General features: G+C 45.2%; 29 protein-coding genes. All 29 read right to left on the bottom strand.

All coding sequences use genetic code 11. The features are described from left to right. Positions 1–19: 19 nt before the first annotated feature. The gene (locus ASL14_RS15865) at positions 20–964 is read right to left on the bottom strand and encodes a DNA-directed RNA polymerase subunit alpha (protein ID WP_014278300.1); all 945 of its coding nucleotides are present in this window, start codon (positions 962–964) and stop codon (positions 20–22) included. A 135-nt stretch (positions 965–1,099) separates the two neighbouring features. Then, positions 1,100–1,495 (bottom strand): 30S ribosomal protein S11, encoded by a 396-nt coding sequence (gene rpsK, locus ASL14_RS15860; RefSeq protein WP_013312144.1) that lies wholly within the window; start codon positions 1,493–1,495, stop codon positions 1,100–1,102. A gap of 19 nt (positions 1,496–1,514) precedes the next feature. Further along, on the bottom strand, positions 1,515–1,883 hold the full coding sequence (rpsM, locus tag ASL14_RS15855) for a 30S ribosomal protein S13 (RefSeq protein ID WP_007432560.1): 369 nt from the start codon (positions 1,881–1,883) through the stop codon (positions 1,515–1,517). A gap of 21 nt (positions 1,884–1,904) precedes the next feature. Continuing rightward, complete coding sequence (gene rpmJ / locus ASL14_RS15850) at positions 1,905–2,018, bottom strand: 50S ribosomal protein L36 (RefSeq protein WP_003333770.1); 114 nt, start codon at positions 2,016–2,018, stop codon at positions 1,905–1,907. Between the two features lie 117 nt (positions 2,019–2,135). Beyond that, the gene (gene infA / locus ASL14_RS15845; protein ID WP_006212898.1) at positions 2,136–2,351 is read right to left on the bottom strand and encodes a translation initiation factor IF-1; all 216 of its coding nucleotides are present in this window, start codon (positions 2,349–2,351) and stop codon (positions 2,136–2,138) included. 2 nt (positions 2,352–2,353) lie between these two features. Next, complete coding sequence (locus tag ASL14_RS15840; RefSeq protein ID WP_134912322.1) at positions 2,354–2,662, bottom strand: KOW domain-containing RNA-binding protein; 309 nt, start codon at positions 2,660–2,662, stop codon at positions 2,354–2,356. A 9-nt stretch (positions 2,663–2,671) separates the two neighbouring features. Next, positions 2,672–3,211 (bottom strand): M24 family metallopeptidase, encoded by a 540-nt coding sequence (locus tag ASL14_RS15835; protein WP_134912320.1) that lies wholly within the window; start codon positions 3,209–3,211, stop codon positions 2,672–2,674. Positions 3,212–3,216: 5 nt separating this feature from the next. After that, on the bottom strand, positions 3,217–3,861 hold the full coding sequence (locus tag ASL14_RS15830; RefSeq protein ID WP_134912318.1) for an adenylate kinase: 645 nt from the start codon (positions 3,859–3,861) through the stop codon (positions 3,217–3,219). Between the two features lie 90 nt (positions 3,862–3,951). Then, a complete protein-coding gene (gene secY, locus ASL14_RS15825) occupies positions 3,952–5,250 on the bottom strand; it encodes a preprotein translocase subunit SecY (RefSeq protein WP_025685931.1) in 1,299 nt (432 codons plus the stop codon). Beyond that, the gene (gene rplO, locus ASL14_RS15820) at positions 5,250–5,690 is read right to left on the bottom strand and encodes a 50S ribosomal protein L15 (RefSeq protein ID WP_013312149.1); all 441 of its coding nucleotides are present in this window, start codon (positions 5,688–5,690) and stop codon (positions 5,250–5,252) included. The genes secY and rplO overlap by 1 nt, the downstream gene beginning before the upstream one ends. Before the next feature lie 43 nt (positions 5,691–5,733). After that, on the bottom strand, positions 5,734–5,919 hold the full coding sequence (gene rpmD, locus ASL14_RS15815) for a 50S ribosomal protein L30 (protein WP_014278305.1): 186 nt from the start codon (positions 5,917–5,919) through the stop codon (positions 5,734–5,736). A gap of 12 nt (positions 5,920–5,931) precedes the next feature. Then, positions 5,932–6,429, bottom strand: a complete 498-nt coding sequence (gene rpsE / locus ASL14_RS15810; RefSeq protein ID WP_013312151.1) for a 30S ribosomal protein S5 — start codon at positions 6,427–6,429, stop codon at positions 5,932–5,934. Positions 6,430–6,456: 27 nt separating this feature from the next. Beyond that, positions 6,457–6,825, bottom strand: coding sequence for a 50S ribosomal protein L18 (gene rplR / locus ASL14_RS15805; RefSeq protein ID WP_044647212.1), 369 nt, complete (start codon positions 6,823–6,825; stop codon positions 6,457–6,459). Between the two features lie 115 nt (positions 6,826–6,940). Further along, positions 6,941–7,483, bottom strand: coding sequence for a 50S ribosomal protein L6 (rplF, locus tag ASL14_RS15800; protein WP_014278307.1), 543 nt, complete (start codon positions 7,481–7,483; stop codon positions 6,941–6,943). 33 nt (positions 7,484–7,516) lie between these two features. Then, complete coding sequence (gene rpsH, locus ASL14_RS15795) at positions 7,517–7,915, bottom strand: 30S ribosomal protein S8 (RefSeq protein WP_014278308.1); 399 nt, start codon at positions 7,913–7,915, stop codon at positions 7,517–7,519. 32 nt (positions 7,916–7,947) lie between these two features. Beyond that, positions 7,948–8,133 (bottom strand): type Z 30S ribosomal protein S14, encoded by a 186-nt coding sequence (locus ASL14_RS15790; protein WP_013312154.1) that lies wholly within the window; start codon positions 8,131–8,133, stop codon positions 7,948–7,950. 76 nt (positions 8,134–8,209) lie between these two features. After that, a complete protein-coding gene (gene rplE, locus ASL14_RS15785) occupies positions 8,210–8,755 on the bottom strand; it encodes a 50S ribosomal protein L5 (protein ID WP_025685933.1) in 546 nt (181 codons plus the stop codon). Positions 8,756–8,786: 31 nt separating this feature from the next. Beyond that, positions 8,787–9,140, bottom strand: a complete 354-nt coding sequence (gene rplX / locus ASL14_RS15780; protein WP_013312155.1) for a 50S ribosomal protein L24 — start codon at positions 9,138–9,140, stop codon at positions 8,787–8,789. A gap of 36 nt (positions 9,141–9,176) precedes the next feature. Beyond that, a complete protein-coding gene (gene rplN / locus ASL14_RS15775) occupies positions 9,177–9,545 on the bottom strand; it encodes a 50S ribosomal protein L14 (RefSeq protein ID WP_007432573.1) in 369 nt (122 codons plus the stop codon). Between the two features lie 34 nt (positions 9,546–9,579). Next, complete coding sequence (gene rpsQ / locus ASL14_RS15770; protein ID WP_134912315.1) at positions 9,580–9,843, bottom strand: 30S ribosomal protein S17; 264 nt, start codon at positions 9,841–9,843, stop codon at positions 9,580–9,582. Positions 9,844–9,893: 50 nt separating this feature from the next. Then, on the bottom strand, positions 9,894–10,091 hold the full coding sequence (gene rpmC / locus ASL14_RS15765) for a 50S ribosomal protein L29 (RefSeq protein WP_014278310.1): 198 nt from the start codon (positions 10,089–10,091) through the stop codon (positions 9,894–9,896). Then, positions 10,081–10,515, bottom strand: coding sequence for a 50S ribosomal protein L16 (rplP, locus tag ASL14_RS15760; RefSeq protein ID WP_007432576.1), 435 nt, complete (start codon positions 10,513–10,515; stop codon positions 10,081–10,083). The genes rpmC and rplP overlap by 11 nt, the downstream gene beginning before the upstream one ends. Before the next feature lie 2 nt (positions 10,516–10,517). Further along, a complete protein-coding gene (rpsC, locus tag ASL14_RS15755) occupies positions 10,518–11,183 on the bottom strand; it encodes a 30S ribosomal protein S3 (RefSeq protein WP_014278312.1) in 666 nt (221 codons plus the stop codon). A gap of 13 nt (positions 11,184–11,196) precedes the next feature. Continuing rightward, positions 11,197–11,529, bottom strand: a complete 333-nt coding sequence (gene rplV / locus ASL14_RS15750) for a 50S ribosomal protein L22 (protein ID WP_013312157.1) — start codon at positions 11,527–11,529, stop codon at positions 11,197–11,199. A gap of 36 nt (positions 11,530–11,565) precedes the next feature. After that, complete coding sequence (rpsS, locus tag ASL14_RS15745; protein ID WP_025685935.1) at positions 11,566–11,844, bottom strand: 30S ribosomal protein S19; 279 nt, start codon at positions 11,842–11,844, stop codon at positions 11,566–11,568. A 72-nt stretch (positions 11,845–11,916) separates the two neighbouring features. After that, positions 11,917–12,747, bottom strand: coding sequence for a 50S ribosomal protein L2 (gene rplB / locus ASL14_RS15740; RefSeq protein WP_134912313.1), 831 nt, complete (start codon positions 12,745–12,747; stop codon positions 11,917–11,919). A 30-nt stretch (positions 12,748–12,777) separates the two neighbouring features. Further along, positions 12,778–13,068, bottom strand: a complete 291-nt coding sequence (rplW, locus tag ASL14_RS15735; RefSeq protein WP_013312159.1) for a 50S ribosomal protein L23 — start codon at positions 13,066–13,068, stop codon at positions 12,778–12,780. Beyond that, a complete protein-coding gene (gene rplD, locus ASL14_RS15730) occupies positions 13,068–13,691 on the bottom strand; it encodes a 50S ribosomal protein L4 (protein ID WP_025685937.1) in 624 nt (207 codons plus the stop codon). Before rplD ends, rplW begins: the two co-directional genes overlap by 1 nt. A 26-nt stretch (positions 13,692–13,717) precedes the next feature. Next, complete coding sequence (gene rplC / locus ASL14_RS15725; RefSeq protein ID WP_134912311.1) at positions 13,718–14,341, bottom strand: 50S ribosomal protein L3; 624 nt, start codon at positions 14,339–14,341, stop codon at positions 13,718–13,720. Between the last annotated feature and the right edge of the window lie 30 nt (positions 14,342–14,371).

The raw sequence follows: 14,371 nt of genomic DNA, 5'->3' as shown, positions 1-14,371 counted from the left end.
TCACAAAAACGTTGCTGTACTATTCTTCCGTACGAAGTCCTAAACCAAGTTCCTCGAGCTTCTCTTGTACCTCTTCCAAAGATTTGCGGCCCAGGTTGCGGACCTTCATCATATCTTCTTCAGATTTAGTAGTGAGTTCTTGTACCGTATTGATACCAGCGCGCTTAAGGCAGTTATAGGAACGGACGGAGAGATCCAGCTCTTCGATCGTCATTTCAAGAACTTTTTCTTTCTTGTCTTCTTCTTTTTCGACCATAATTTCCGCATCTTTTGCTTCGTCGGTTAGACCCACGAACAACATCACATGCTCGGTCAAAATTTTTGCTCCAAGGCTTACTGCTTCCTCAGGGCGGATACTTCCGTCAGTCCAAACCTCAAGTGTCAGCTTGTCATAATTCGTAACCTGGCCGACACGCGTATTTTCTATGCCATAGTTCACGCGTGAAATCGGAGTGTAGATGGAGTCGACGGGAATGACGCCGATCGGCTGGTCATCACGTTTATTCCGATCCTGCTTAACGTAACCGCGACCGCGATTGGCGAAAATACGCATGTGAAGTCTCGAACCCGGTCCGAGCGTAGCAATGTGAAGATCCGGATTAAGAATTTCCACATCACTGTCCGCACGGATATCTCCTGCCGTTACAACTCCTTCGCCTTCCGCATCGATTTCGAGTACCTTCTCTTCATCCGAGTGGATTTTAAGCGATAAAGCTTTCAGGTTCAGTATGATCTCCGTTACGTCTTCCTTCACACCGGGAACCGTTGCAAATTCGTGCAAAACTCCATCGATCTGAACCGATGTGACTGCTGCCCCCGGTAATGAGGATAACAGAATACGGCGAAGCGAGTTTCCTAGCGTCGTACCGTACCCGCGTTCCAGCGGTTCTACTACGAATTTTCCATAGGTGCCATCATCATTGACGTCTACCGTCTCAATTTTCGGCTTTTCGATTTCTATCACTGCAATATCCCTCCTTCAAAACGTCGCTCCTATATGAAACATTCACCTTATCCATAGTCTATCATGCAGTATGCCTAAACATCCATTCTTGGCAGTTTGCGCCGGATTTATACTACACGCAGAGGAGAAATCTCATTAGACGCGACGACGTTTTGGAGGACGGCATCCGTTATGAGGTACCGGAGTTACGTCTTTAATCAGGTTAACTTCCAGTCCAGCTGCTTGCAAAGAGCGGATTGCTGCTTCGCGTCCTGCGCCTGGTCCTTTAACCATGACTTCGACAGTCTTCATGCCGTGTTCCATTGCAGCTTTAGCAGCAGTTTCTGCGGCCATTTGAGCTGCGAATGGAGTAGATTTACGGGAACCACGGAATCCCATGCCGCCTGAGCTGGCCCAAGAGATTGCGTTACCGTGTGGATCTGTGATCGTAACGATCGTGTTGTTGAACGTGGAACGGATGTGTGCCACGCCAGTCTCGATATTTTTACGGTCACGGCGTTTTGTACGTACAACTTTTTTCGGTTTAGCCATTGAATGTTATCCTCCCTTCTTATTTCTTTTTGTTCGCTACAGTCCGACGAGGACCTTTACGGGTACGAGCATTAGTTTTGGTACGTTGTCCGCGAACAGGCAATCCACGACGGTGACGAACACCACGGTAGCAGCCAATCTCAGTCAGACGTTTAATATTTAAGGAAATTTCACGACGCAGATCGCCTTCTACTTTAACTTCTTTGTCGATCGTTTCACGTAATTTGCTCACTTCATCTTCAGTCAAATCACGAACACGCGTGTTTGCACTGATGCCTGTTTCCTTCAAAATTTTCTGAGAAGTCGTTTTACCGATTCCGAAAATGTAAGTCAAGGCGATCTCAACGCGTTTGTCACGTGGCAAATCCACACCAGCTATACGAGCCATTTTACGCTACACCCCCTTCTATTAACCTTGTTTTTGTTTGTGTTTCGGATTTTCGCAAATAACCATTACATTCCCTTTACGGCGAATGACTTTGCATTTCTCGCAAATAGGTTTTACAGAAGGTCTTACCTTCATGTTGATTACCTCCTCCAAGCTTTACCCTGGTAAAACTCGCTTCGTGAACATTCACATCGTTTTGCCGAGCAAAACAAGTTTTTTTAAATGACGTACGTTTAATTAAACCTGCATGAATTACTTGCGGTACGTAATACGGCCTTTAGTTAAATCGTAAGGCGATAACTGTACAACCACCTTGTCGCCTGTCAAAATACGGATAAAGTGCATCCGCAGTTTTCCGGAAACATGTGCAAGAATTTGATGACCGTTCTCCAGCTCTACCTTGAACGTAGCGTTCGGCAGTGGCTCGATTACCGTACCTTCAACCTCAATGACATCTTCTTTGGCCAAAGTCAGTCTCCTTTCTCTTCAGCTTGGTATTCGGACGACTCCAAGAAAGTTTTCACTGCATGACGCAGCTTTCCATTTGTCACCCGACCGCTTTCGTTTAAACTGTTTACAACCTCGCTACTAATCTTGGGCTGAGGCATCAGATGAAGAACGTTTTTCTTCTTCGACTGATCAAACTTTCGTTTGTCCCCATCCGCAATATATACAAACCTGCTGTCCGCTATAGAAACGACAACCGCAATCTGTCCGACATCTCTGCCTTTCAGAATCTTCACCAGCTGACCGATTTGCAGGTTTCCTTGCTGAATCATTCAAATCACCTACGCACTCAGTTTCGTGAAAATGTCCATGCCGTCCGTTGTGACCGCCACCGCTTGCTCGTTACGAGCACGAGAGGCCACGTTCACCGTTACGACCGTCCAGTTGTCTTCCAGCGCCCCCACATGGCGAGAACCTATATGAACCATGAGTTCAATAGCCAGCACCATGCCGGTTTTCAGCCTCGGCCCCTGTTCGGGAATACCACGGTTTGGATTCTCAATATATTGCCAAATGGCATGCGACATTGTAAACTGGCGAGTCTTCGCGATGATATCGCCTTTGTTTAACTTGCGTTTGCCGGGAAATCCGTGCACCAGTTGTTCGTTGACTGAAGCGCAAATGCTGGCAGGAAAACCGTTATAACCTTTAAAAGACGGCACAGCTCCTTGACTGCGAATATACCGATCAGCTAAATGATCAAGTTCACCGGTCGTCATACCGGGCTCGATGTGTTCCACCAAGAAATGATTCGTTTCCGTATCCACTCTCTCAGCTTTCCTCATAAAGCTTAATTCCGTCCCCGACTTGCAAATGATCATTACAGCTAACCCCGCAACAAGGACACGATATTTTTGGAAACCACATCAATATCCTGTTCTCCGTCAATATGACGCAGAAGATTCTGGTTCTCATAAAACGTGAGGAGTGGTGCTGTTTTATTACTATATTCGTCAAGTCTTGTTCTTACGCTATCCTCGTTATCGTCAGGGCGCTGATAGAGCTCCCCGCCATCTTTATCGCAAATGCCTTCAACCTTCGGAGGATTAAAGACAACATGATAGCTAGTTCCACAGATCTTGCAAACACGCCGTCCTGTGATTCGTACCAACAATTTGTCACGATCCACTTTCAGGTTGATGACATCATCAAGCTTCGTATCCAAACGACCCAAAATTTGATCCAAGGCTTCAGCCTGAGCCAAAGTTCTAGGAAAACCGTCCAGCAAGAAACCTTTCTTACAGTCCGGCTGTTGCAGCCGCTCTTCAACGATGCCAATCGTTACATCATCTGGAACAAGTTCACCCTTGTCGATATATTCCTTGGCTTTAATGCCAATAGGTGTTCCCTGTTTCATCGCCAGGCGAAACGCGTCACCTGTCGAGATATGAGGAATGCCGAATTCCTTCACAATGACATCTGCTTGTGTACCTTTACCAGCCCCCGGAGGGCCCATGATTAAAATATTCACAATCTGTCACTCCTCAAGACGACCCCTACACAAGAAACAGCACAAAAGGTGCCGGTAAGTATGCGAACATCCTAAGCCGGAACCTGTTGCCTATTTGTTGATGAAGCCTTTGTAATGGCGTTTGATCAGTTGGCTTTCGATCTGCTTCATCGTATCCAATGCTACACCAATAATGATGAGCAATGAAGTACCGCCAATTTGCACGGAACGAGGCAAGCCCGAAAGCGAACCGAAGAATACCGGCAATACGGATATGACTGCCAGGAACAAAGCTCCTGTCATTGTCAAACGTGACATTACTCGTGTCAGGTATTTCTCCGTGGCTTTACCCGGGCGAATTCCCGGAATATAACCGCCGTTTTTCTTCATGTTGTCGGCCATTTGCTGCGGATTCATCTGTACAAAGGTATAGAAGAATGTGAAACCGATAATCATTACGACATACAAAACCATACCCAGCGGCTTGTCATAATACAAGTAAGTGGTAATCCACTTCGCCCAAGCATGATCTGCCCAAAAACTCGCAATAATTGTCGGGAATTGCAGCAATGATACCGCAAAGATTACCGGAATAACGCCTGCCGCATTAATTTTCATCGGAATATGCGTATTCTGGCCACCGTACATTTTGTTACCAACTACACGTTTGGCGTATTGTACCGGGATTTTCCGAATACCTTGCTGGATGTAGATAACACCCACAATAATCAGAATAATCACCAAGGCAATAATAATTGCTTTCAGAATATTCATAAACAATTGATCTGCCTGAATAAACTGGGATTCTACAACCGTCCGAATATGTCTTGGAATACCTGCCGCGATCCCTGCAAAGATAACGATAGAGATACCGTTGCCGATTCCCTTTTCGGTAATTTGCTCACCTAGCCACATAAGGAACGTAGTTCCTGCTGTAAGCACAATAGCTATTACCAGATAATCTGCAAAAGTCGCTCCTGGAATCATCGCTGCACCATACAGTCGGTTAAAGCCGATCGACGTTCCGAATGCTTGAATCAAGCCCAGTATTACCGTACCATACCGTGTAAGTTGAGCCAACTTCTTTTTACCATGCTCTCCTTGTTTAGCCCATTCCGCAAGTTTCGGAATAACGTCCATTGACAGCAACTGTACAATGATGGACGCTGTAATATATGGCATAATCCCGAGGGCGAAGATCGAGAACTGATACAAAGCGCCCCCTGAGAAGGTGTTAAGGAGTCCAAACAACTCGCTTCCTGCCTGATCCTGAGAAGTAAAGACTTGCTTGTTCACGCCGGGAACCGGCACGAAGGAGCCAATACGATATACAAACAGTATAAACAGGGTAAACAGGATTCGGGTTCTAAGATCCTCAACCCGCCATATATTTTTCAGGGTCTTGAACATTAGATCACCTCGGTTTTACCGCCGGCAGCTTCAATTTTCTCTACCGCAGATTGAGAGAACTTGTTCGCTTTAACTGTCAATTTTACAGTGATTTCACCGTTACCCAGAATTTTAATTCCGGATTTCGCGTTTTTCACAATGCCATTGTTCAGCAAAAACTCAGGGCTTACTTCTGTACCCGCTGCAAAACTGTTCAAATCTTCGATATTCAAAACCGCATACTCTTTACGAGTAGGATTTACGAAACCGCGTTTAGGCAAGCGACGATACAGTGGGTTTTGACCACCCTCGAAGCCCGGACGTACACCACCGCCGGAACGAGCGTTTTGACCCTTATGACCACGACCAGAAGTTTTACCCGTACCGCTACTAGGACCACGACCCAAACGTTTACGTTCTTTGCGGGAGCCTGGAGCTGGGGAAAGCTCATGTAACTTCATCGTTCGTTGCACCTCCTTGATTATTGTTAAAATACTTTATTTCCTATGCCTCGATTTCTTTAACAGAAACCAAATGGCTTACTTGATTGATCATCCCGCGAATCGCTGGATTGTCGGGTTGAATTACTTTATGGTTGATTTTACGCAAGCCGAGCGTTTTAACAGTCGTTCTTTGAGTACCAGGACGACCGATCAACGAACGAACGAGGGTAATTTCTAATTTCGCCATGACATTCCCTCCTTAGCCCAGCAGCTCTTCGATGGATTTGCCGCGCAATTTTGCAACTTCTTCAGCGCGTTTCAAGCGGGACAAACCTTCCAATGTCGCATTGACCATGTTCATGGAATTCGAAGAACCCAGAGATTTTGTCAAGATATCACCTACACCAGCAAGTTCCAGTACAGCACGAACTGGACCGCCAGCGATAACTCCAGTACCTTCCGATGCCGGTTTCAACAGAACCCGGCCAGCACCGAACTTACCTGTAACAAGGTGAGGAATAGTTGTTCCTACAAGCGGAACGTGAACCAAGTTTTTCTTAGCATCTTCAATACCTTTGCGAATCGCATCAGGTACTTCGCCAGCTTTACCGATTCCGGCGCCTACCCAGCCGTTACCGTCGCCTACTACTACCAGAGCACTAAAGCTGAAACGGCGTCCGCCTTTGACAACTTTAGCTACACGATTAATATTTACTACTCTTTCAGTCAGTTCCAAAGTGTTCGGATCTACACGCAAGTCGTTAACCTCCTTTTGAGAAATGTCTTAGAATTCAAGGCCTGCTTCGCGAGCTGCATCAGCCAAAGCCTGAATCCGTCCATGATACAAGTATCCACCACGGTCAAATACGATGTTAGCATGACCTTTTTCTTTTGCACGTTTAGCAACGAGTTCGCCAACCTTACTAGCTGCCTCTACGCTACCACCGTTTTTGATCTCACTGCTCAGTTCTTTATCCATAGTGGATGCAGATACCAATGTTACACCAGCTACATCATCAATCAATTGTGCGTAGATATGTTTGGAAGAACGGAATACGTTCAAACGAGGACGCAAAGCCGTACCTTCGATTTTCTTACGTACACGCAGATGTCTTCTGACACGTGCTTTATTTTTATCTTGTTTTGTAATCATCTTAAGTTTTCACTCCCTTCAGTTTGCCTTTTAAAGCTTTATACTAAGACGCACTGGGTAAAAAAGAAGTACGAAGTCTTTCCGACAGAAAGACCGCACAAAGTCGGTAAGAAACTTATTTCTTCTTACCGGCTTTACCTTCTTTACGAATGATGCGCTCGCCTTCGTATTTAATCCCTTTACCTTTGTACGGCTCAGGTTCACGAACGGAACGAATTTTAGCAGCATAGGCACCTACACGCTCTTTATCAATTCCGCGAACGATGATTTTAGTGTTCGAAGGAACTTCGAATTCGATGCCCGCTTCCGGTGTGATTTCAACCGGGTGAGAGTATCCAACGTTCAGAACGATTTTATCTCCGGATTTGCTTGCACGATATCCGACCCCAACCAGCTCCAGAGATTTTGAAAATCCTTCAGTTACACCACTTACCATGTTGTTGACAACGCTGCGGGTTGTTCCATGCAAAGAGCGGTGAAGTTTGTTGTCCGAAGGACGAATTACGTTGATTTCATTGTTTTCCACAGTAACGGACATGTCTTTATGAAGCTCACGAGTCAATGTTCCTTTAGGACCTTTAACTGTGATCGCTGTGTTGTTCAAAGTTACGTCAACACCACTTGGTACTGTGATTGGCTTACGACCAATACGGGACATATCTGTTGCACCTCCTATCTTTTAAACGTTATCTTACCAAACGTAGCAAACCACTTCTCCGCCGGCTTTAGACTGACGTGCTTCTTTGTCGGTCATGATACCTTTGGATGTCGAAATGATCGCGATCCCGAGTCCACCCAGAACGCGTGGAATTTCGTTGCTCTTCGTGTAAACACGAAGACCTGGTTTACTGATTCTTTTCAAACCTGTAATAACACGTTCGTTGTTTGCACCGTATTTCAAGAAAACACGGATGATCCCTTGTTTGCTATCTTCAACAAATTCCGCATCACGAATGAATCCTTCACGTTTCAGGATGTCGGCGATTTGTTTTTTCATTGTAGATGCAGGCATTTCTACTGTTTCGTGACGAACTGTGTTCGCGTTACGAATACGAGTAAGCATATCTGCAATTGGATCAGACATAGTCATTGTGTATAAACCTCCTTCCCAAACAGGACTTTTTACCAGCTTGCTTTTTTCACGCCAGGAATCTGGCCTTTATAAGCTAATTCACGGAAGCAAATTCTGCAGATCTTAAACTTTTGCAGTACCGAATGTGGACGACCACAACGCTCGCAACGAGTATAAGCACGAACTTTAAACTTTGGTGTGCGTTGTTGTTTGACTTTCATTGAAGTTTTTGCCACTTAGCCTGACACCTCCTAAATAGTTTCGGAGAACAGGGTGTCTTTTATATCAGACGCCCAAAACGTTATGCCAACATTACTTTGCGAAAGGCATGCCCAGTTGAGTCAGAAGCTCACGGGACTCTTCGTCAGTTTTGGCAGTCGTTACGATAACGATGTCCATACCACGAACTTTATCAACTTGATCGTACTCGATTTCCGGGAAGATCAATTGTTCTTTCAGACCAAGCGTGTAGTTACCACGTCCGTCGAAAGCTTTTGTTGAAACACCATGGAAGTCACGTACGCGAGGAAGCGTGATATTGAACAATTTGTCCAAGAAATAATACATACGCTCGCCCCGAAGTGTTACCTTAACACCGATCGGCATGTTTTCACGCAATTTAAAACCTGCAATAGATTTTTTTGCGCGAGTGATTACTGGTTTTTGACCAGCGATCAACTGCATGTCGCTCACAGCCGAATCGAGAACTTTGGAGTTTTGGACTGCGTCGCCAACACCCATGTTGATTACAACTTTCTCGATTTTAGGCACTTGCATTACTGATGTATAGCTAAACTTCTGCATCAAGGCAGGAGTAATTTCTTTCAAGAAACGCTCTTTCATTCTTGTAGTTGCCATGAATCATAGACCTCCTTTCTTTGAAAATTAATTAGTCGATCACTTCGCCAGAACGTTTTGCAATGCGCACTTTTTTCCCGTTGTCCAATACTTTGTAACCAACACGAGTTACTTTTCCGCTCTTCGGATCAATGTGCATAACGTTGGAAACGTGAATCGGAGCTTCTTTCTCGATGATGCCGCCTTGTGGATTCAACTGATTAGGCTTTTGGTGTTTTTTAATCATGTTAACACCTTCCACAAGCACACGGTTTTGACGAGGGTAAGCAGCGATAACGCGACCTTTTTTACCTTTATCTTTACCAGTAATCACCAGAACAGTGTCGTCTTTTTTGACGTGCAGCTTGTTGTTATGGGATTCCAGAACTTTTTTCACTTTTGGCATTTCGTACACCTCCTACAGGCACATTTTAAGGTGAATTTAGATCACTTCCGGAGCCAAGGAAACGATTTTCATGAAGTCCTTGTCACGAAGTTCACGAGCAACTGGTCCGAAAATACGAGTACCACGTGGGCTCTTGTCTTCTTTAACGACTACTGCTGCGTTCTCGTCAAATCCGATATAGGAACCGTCTTTACGGCGGATAGAACGTTTAGTACGAACGACAACCGCTCTTACTACATCACCCTTTTTGACAACGCCGCCTGGTGTTGCTTGTTTTACGGAACAAACGATCAGGTCACCAATTTGAGCTGTACGACGTCCCGTACCACCGAGCACACGGATACACATCAGTTCCTTCGCGCCGGAATTGTCAGCTACAGTCAAACGTGTAAATGGTTGAATCATTTATTTATCCTCCTTTCGGAAAAACTACACTACATTAAATTGTAACAGCTTTTTCAATGATTTCGACCAGTCGCCAGTTTTTGTCTTTGGACAAAGGGCGAGTTTCCATGATTTTAACAGTATCACCGATTTGTGCGGTGTTGTTTTCATCATGAGCTTTGAATTTCTTTGTTACTTTGATACGTTTATGGTAGAGATCGTGTTTTTTGTAAGTTTCTACAGCAATCACAATCGTTTTGTCCATTTTATCGCTGACTACTTTACCGACTAACACTTTACGGGCATTACGTTCGCTCATTGTTGGCCTCCTTCCTAATTACAGGCGGAATCTCCACCCGGTCTGATATCTTAGCTAATCCCAAGTTCTCTTTCACGGATCACGGTTTTAGCACGAGCAATTTCCTTACGCACATCGCCGATCCGAGTCGGGTTATCAAGCTGACCGGTAGCGAGTTGAAAACGAAGGTTAAAGAGTTCTTCTTTGAACCCAGAGATCTTTTGTTCAATTTCAGCAGTGGTTAGGTTGCGAAATTCACTAGCCTTCATTTGCTTCACCACCCAATTCTTCACGTTTCACAAACTTAGTTTTGATTGGCAGTTTGTGAGCGGCAAGACGCATTGCTTCACGAGCAATCTCTTCCGGAACACCAGCAAGTTCGAACATGATCTTACCTGGTTTCACTACTGCAACCCATTTTTCTACGTTACCTTTACCACTACCCATACGAACCTCAAGAGGCTTCTGAGTAATTGGTTTGTCAGGGAAAATTTTAATCCAAACCTTACCACCACGTTTGATGTAACGAGTCATCGCAATACGAGCAGCTTCGATCTGACGGTTAGTAATCCATGCAGGTTCAGTAGCTTGCAAACCATACTCACCAAAGTTCAGTGTAGTGCCGCCTTTTGCACGACCCTTCATATGACCACGTTGTTGCTTACGATGTTTTACGCGTTTTGGTACCAACATAATTAGTTGCCTCCTTCCTGAGGAGCTTGTTTCTTAGCTGGAGGAAGAACCTCTCCACGATAGATCCATACTTTTACGCCAATACGGCCGTAAGTAGTATGAGCTTCCGCTGTACCGTAGTCAATGTCGGCACGAAGCGTATGCAGTGGAACTGTTCCTTCGCTGTACCCTTCGGAACGAGCGATTTCGGCACCGCCAAGACGTCCGCCTACTTGAGTTTTAATTCCTTTTGCCCCGGAACGCATAGTTCTTTGGATCGCTTGTTTCAAAGCACGACGGAAAGAAACGCGACGTTCCAATTGTTGTGCAATGCTCTCAGCAACCAAGATTGCATCCAGCTCAGGATTTTTAATTTCAGAGATATTGATGTGTACCTTTTTACCGCCTGCGATTTTAGTGATTTCATTACGCAAGTTTTCAACTTCGGAACCACCCTTACCGATAACCATACCAGGTTTCGCAGTGTGAATCGTTACGTTGACGCGGTTAGCTGCTCTCTCGATTTCAACACGGGATACAGCGGAATCTTTCAATCTTTTTTTCAGATGTTCACGAATTCTAACGTCTTCCAGCAAAAGATCACCGAAATCTTTGCCTGCATACCATTTGGATTCCCAATCACGGATAATACCGATTCGGAGTCCGACGGGATTTACCTTTTGGCCCACACGTTTTCCCTCCTTATTTTTCAGATACCACCAGAGTAATATGACTGGTGCGTTTATTGATGCGGCTTGCACGACCCATTGCACGCGGGCGGAACCGTTTCATTGTAGGACCTTGGTTTACAAAAACTTGCGATACTACCAACTTGTTCACGTCCAAAGAGTAGTTGTGGTCTGCATTTGCAATAGCAGAGTTCAACAGCTTCTCAACGACCGGAGAAGCGGATTTCGGAGTGTGACGAAGAATTGCGATCGCCTCACCAACCTGCTTACCGCGGATCAAATCGATAACGAGTTTAACTTTACGAGCGGAAATCCGTACGGATTTAGCATGTGCTTTTGCTTCCATTGAGTTTACCTCCTCTCAAACACTACGCTGTGTTGATTATCTTCTTGTTTTCTTATCGTCATCCGTATGGCCTTTATAGGTACGTGTTGGAGCGAATTCGCCCAATTTGTGTCCGACCATATCTTCCGTTACGTATACTGGCACGTGCTTACGACCATCGTATACACCAAACGTATGTCCGATAAATTGCGGGAAAATCGTAGAGCGACGGGACCAAGTTTTGATCACGACTTTTTTGTCCGATTCGTTCAAAACCTCTACTTTTTTCAGCAGGTAACCATCAACGAATGGTCCTTTTTTGAGACTGCGACCCATGTATGAATCCTCCCTTCGTTAAAACGTAGTCGTTCCTTAATATGTTAACGTGCGACTTAAGCGCACGTCTTATTACTTAGTACGACGACGAACGATGTATTTATCAGATGCTTTACCTTTTTTACGTGTTTTGTAACCAAGGGTTGGTTTACCCCATGGAGACATCGGAGATTTACGTCCGATTGGAGCGCGACCTTCACCACCACCGTGTGGGTGATCGTTAGGGTTCATAACAACACCGCGAACTTCAGGACGTTGTCCCAACCAACGGCTACGTCCGGCTTTACCGATCTTCACCAATTCATGGTCTTCGTTACCAACAGAACCGATTGTAGCGCGGCAAACTTTCAGAACGCGACGAACTTCACCAGAAGTCAAACGAATAGTTACATACTTCTCTTCTTTACCAAGAAGTTGGGCTTCCGTACCGGCAGCACGAACGAGTTGACCACCTTTGCCCGGTTTCAATTCGATGTTGTGGATAACCGTACCTACTGGAATGTTTTCCAAAGGCAAAGAGTTACCGATTTTGATATCGGAACCTACGCCGGATACCACTTCGTCTCCTACTTTCAGGCCTTTAGGAGCGATGATGTAACGTTTTTCACCATCCACATAGTGGATAAGTGCGATGTTGGACGTACGGTTCGGGTCATATTCGATCGTAGCAACGCGGCCCGGTATTCCATCTTTGTTACGTTTGAAATCGATAATACGGTATTTACGTTTGTGTCCACCGCCATGATGACGAACCGTAATTTTACCTTGGTTATTACGTCCAGCTTGCTTGCTCAGAGGCGCCAGCAACGATTTCTCGGGCTGATTAGTTGTGATCTCCTCGAAAGTAGATACAGACATAGCACGTCTGGCCGGGGACGTCGGTTTATACTTTTTAATTGGCACTGAGTTTCCCTCCTTACTTTACAGTTTCAATTATACCGTTTCAAAAAACTCAAGCGGCTTACTGTCTTTGCTCAGCGTTACGAACGCTTTTTTCCACTCGCTCGTATAGCCGGAATGACGGCCGTAGCGTTTTGGTTTTGCAGGAACACGAAGCGTGTTTACGTTACTTACTTTCACGTTAAAGATCGCTTCGATTGCTTTTTTAACTTCGACTTTATTGGAACGAATGTCTACCTCGAAAACGTATTTCAAGTCATTCATCATACCAGCCGTACGTTCGGTGATTACCGGACGTTTGATAATATCACGAGGATCCTTCATTACGCGAGCACCTCCTCTACCTTCTGAACTGCTTCCTTCGTAATGATCAGTTTGTCGTGTCCAAGCACGTCAAGAACATTAATGCCGTCTGCGGATACAAACTTCACACCAGGAATATTACGAGCGGACAGAGCCACATTATCATCATAGCTAGGAGCTACGATCAATGCTTTACGGTCAGCTTTAAGGTTGTTCAAAATGGCTGCGAATTCTTTCGTTTTAGGTCCGTTCAGTGTAAGAGCGTCCAATACGATGATTTCATTCTCAATCACTTTGGAAGACAAAGCCGATTTGATCGCCAAGCGACGAACCTTTTTAGGCAATTTGTAAGCATAGCTGCGTGGAGTCGGACCAAATACAGTACCGCCACCAACCCATTGCGGTGCACGGATCGAACCTTGACGAGCGCGTCCAGTACCTTTTTGTTTCCAAGGCTTACGTCCGCCACCACGTACTTCAGAACGTCCTTTTACTTTGTGAGTACCTTGACGCAGGGAAGCCAATTGCATAACAACAGCGTCATGAAGAACGTGTTTATTCGGTTCGATACCGAATACTGCGTCGTTCAATTCAATTTCGCCAACTTGGCTGCCGCTAATATTAAAAAGTGCTACTTTTGGCATTTCGTGTTCCTCCTTTCTTCAGTTGTTTATTTTTTCACCGTTTCTAGTACTTTAACGAAGCTGTTTTTAGGTCCTGGAATGGAGCCTTTCACGAGCAATATATTACGTTCTGTATCGATCTTAACAACTTCAAGGCGTTGGATCGTTACCGTTTCATGCCCCATGTGTCCTGGCAGGTGTTTACCTTTAGGAACGCGGTTAGCTTGAATGGAGCCCATCGAACCTGGACCTCTATGGTAACGCGAGCCGTGTGCCATTGGTCCGCGGCTTTGTCCCCAACGTTTGATAACGCCGGCAAAACCTTTACCTTTAGAAATACCTGTTACGTCAACGAATTCGCCTTCTGTGAAGACATCAGCCTTCAGTTCTTGGCCAACCTCGTACGCAGCAAGGTCGATGCCACGAAGTTCACGAACGTAGCGCTTAGGTGCAGTATTTGCTTTTTTCGCATGTCCTGCTTCAGGTTTATTGGATCTTTTTTCTTTTTTATCAGAGAAACCGAGTTGAATAGCTTCGTATCCATCGTTTTCCAGATCTTTCTTTTGCAGAACAACACAAGGGCCCGCTTCGATAACCGTAACAGCAAGTACGTTACCTTCAGGGGTAAACACTTGAGTCATTCCGAGTTTTTTTCCTAAGATACCTTTCATGTTGACACCTCTTTTCTTTTCCTAATCACA

This window comes from Paenibacillus sp. IHB B 3084 (genome assembly GCF_001447315.1).
In the GTDB taxonomy this organism is placed as follows: Bacteria; Bacillota; Bacilli; order Paenibacillales; family Paenibacillaceae; genus Paenibacillus.
This window is presented reverse-complemented; position numbering and strand designations above follow the sequence as displayed.

Coding starts and splice junctions, on each gene's coding strand:
- rpsK (WP_013312144.1), bottom strand. CDS start 1,495: ATGGCTAAACCGAAAAAAGTTGTACGTACAAAACGCCGTGACCGTAAA.
- rpsM (WP_007432560.1), bottom strand. CDS start 1,883: ATGGCTCGTATAGCTGGTGTGGATTTGCCACGTGACAAACGCGTTGAG.
- rpmJ (WP_003333770.1), bottom strand. CDS start 2,018: ATGAAGGTAAGACCTTCTGTAAAACCTATTTGCGAGAAATGCAAAGTC.
- ASL14_RS15840 (WP_134912322.1), bottom strand. CDS start 2,662: ATGATTCAGCAAGGAAACCTGCAAATCGGTCAGCTGGTGAAGATTCTG.
- ASL14_RS15835 (WP_134912320.1), bottom strand. CDS start 3,211: ATGATCATTTGCAAGTCGGGGACGGAATTAAGCTTTATGAGGAAAGCT.
- secY (WP_025685931.1), bottom strand. CDS start 5,250: ATGTTCAAGACCCTGAAAAATATATGGCGGGTTGAGGATCTTAGAACC.
- rplO (WP_013312149.1), bottom strand. CDS start 5,690: ATGAAGTTACATGAGCTTTCCCCAGCTCCAGGCTCCCGCAAAGAACGT.
- rpmD (WP_014278305.1), bottom strand. CDS start 5,919: ATGGCGAAATTAGAAATTACCCTCGTTCGTTCGTTGATCGGTCGTCCT.
- rplR (WP_044647212.1), bottom strand. CDS start 6,825: ATGATTACAAAACAAGATAAAAATAAAGCACGTGTCAGAAGACATCTG.
- rplF (WP_014278307.1), bottom strand. CDS start 7,483: ATGTCCCGTATTGGTCGTAAGCCAATCACAGTACCAAGTGGTGTTGAC.
- rpsH (WP_014278308.1), bottom strand. CDS start 7,915: ATGACTATGTCTGATCCAATTGCAGATATGCTTACTCGTATTCGTAAC.
- rplE (WP_025685933.1), bottom strand. CDS start 8,755: ATGGCAACTACAAGAATGAAAGAGCGTTTCTTGAAAGAAATTACTCCT.
- rplX (WP_013312155.1), bottom strand. CDS start 9,140: ATGCCAAAAGTGAAAAAAGTTCTGGAATCCCATAACAACAAGCTGCAC.
- rplN (WP_007432573.1), bottom strand. CDS start 9,545: ATGATTCAACCATTTACACGTTTGACTGTAGCTGACAATTCCGGCGCG.
- rpsQ (WP_134912315.1), bottom strand. CDS start 9,843: ATGAGCGAACGTAATGCCCGTAAAGTGTTAGTCGGTAAAGTAGTCAGC.
- rpmC (WP_014278310.1), bottom strand. CDS start 10,091: ATGAAGGCTAGTGAATTTCGCAACCTAACCACTGCTGAAATTGAACAA.
- rplP (WP_007432576.1), bottom strand. CDS start 10,515: ATGTTGGTACCAAAACGCGTAAAACATCGTAAGCAACAACGTGGTCAT.
- rplV (WP_013312157.1), bottom strand. CDS start 11,529: ATGGAAGCAAAAGCACATGCTAAATCCGTACGGATTTCCGCTCGTAAA.
- rpsS (WP_025685935.1), bottom strand. CDS start 11,844: ATGGGTCGCAGTCTCAAAAAAGGACCATTCGTTGATGGTTACCTGCTG.
- rplW (WP_013312159.1), bottom strand. CDS start 13,068: ATGAAGGATCCTCGTGATATTATCAAACGTCCGGTAATCACCGAACGT.
- rplD (WP_025685937.1), bottom strand. CDS start 13,691: ATGCCAAAAGTAGCACTTTTTAATATTAGCGGCAGCCAAGTTGGCGAA.
- rplC (WP_134912311.1), bottom strand. CDS start 14,341: ATGAAAGGTATCTTAGGAAAAAAACTCGGAATGACTCAAGTGTTTACC.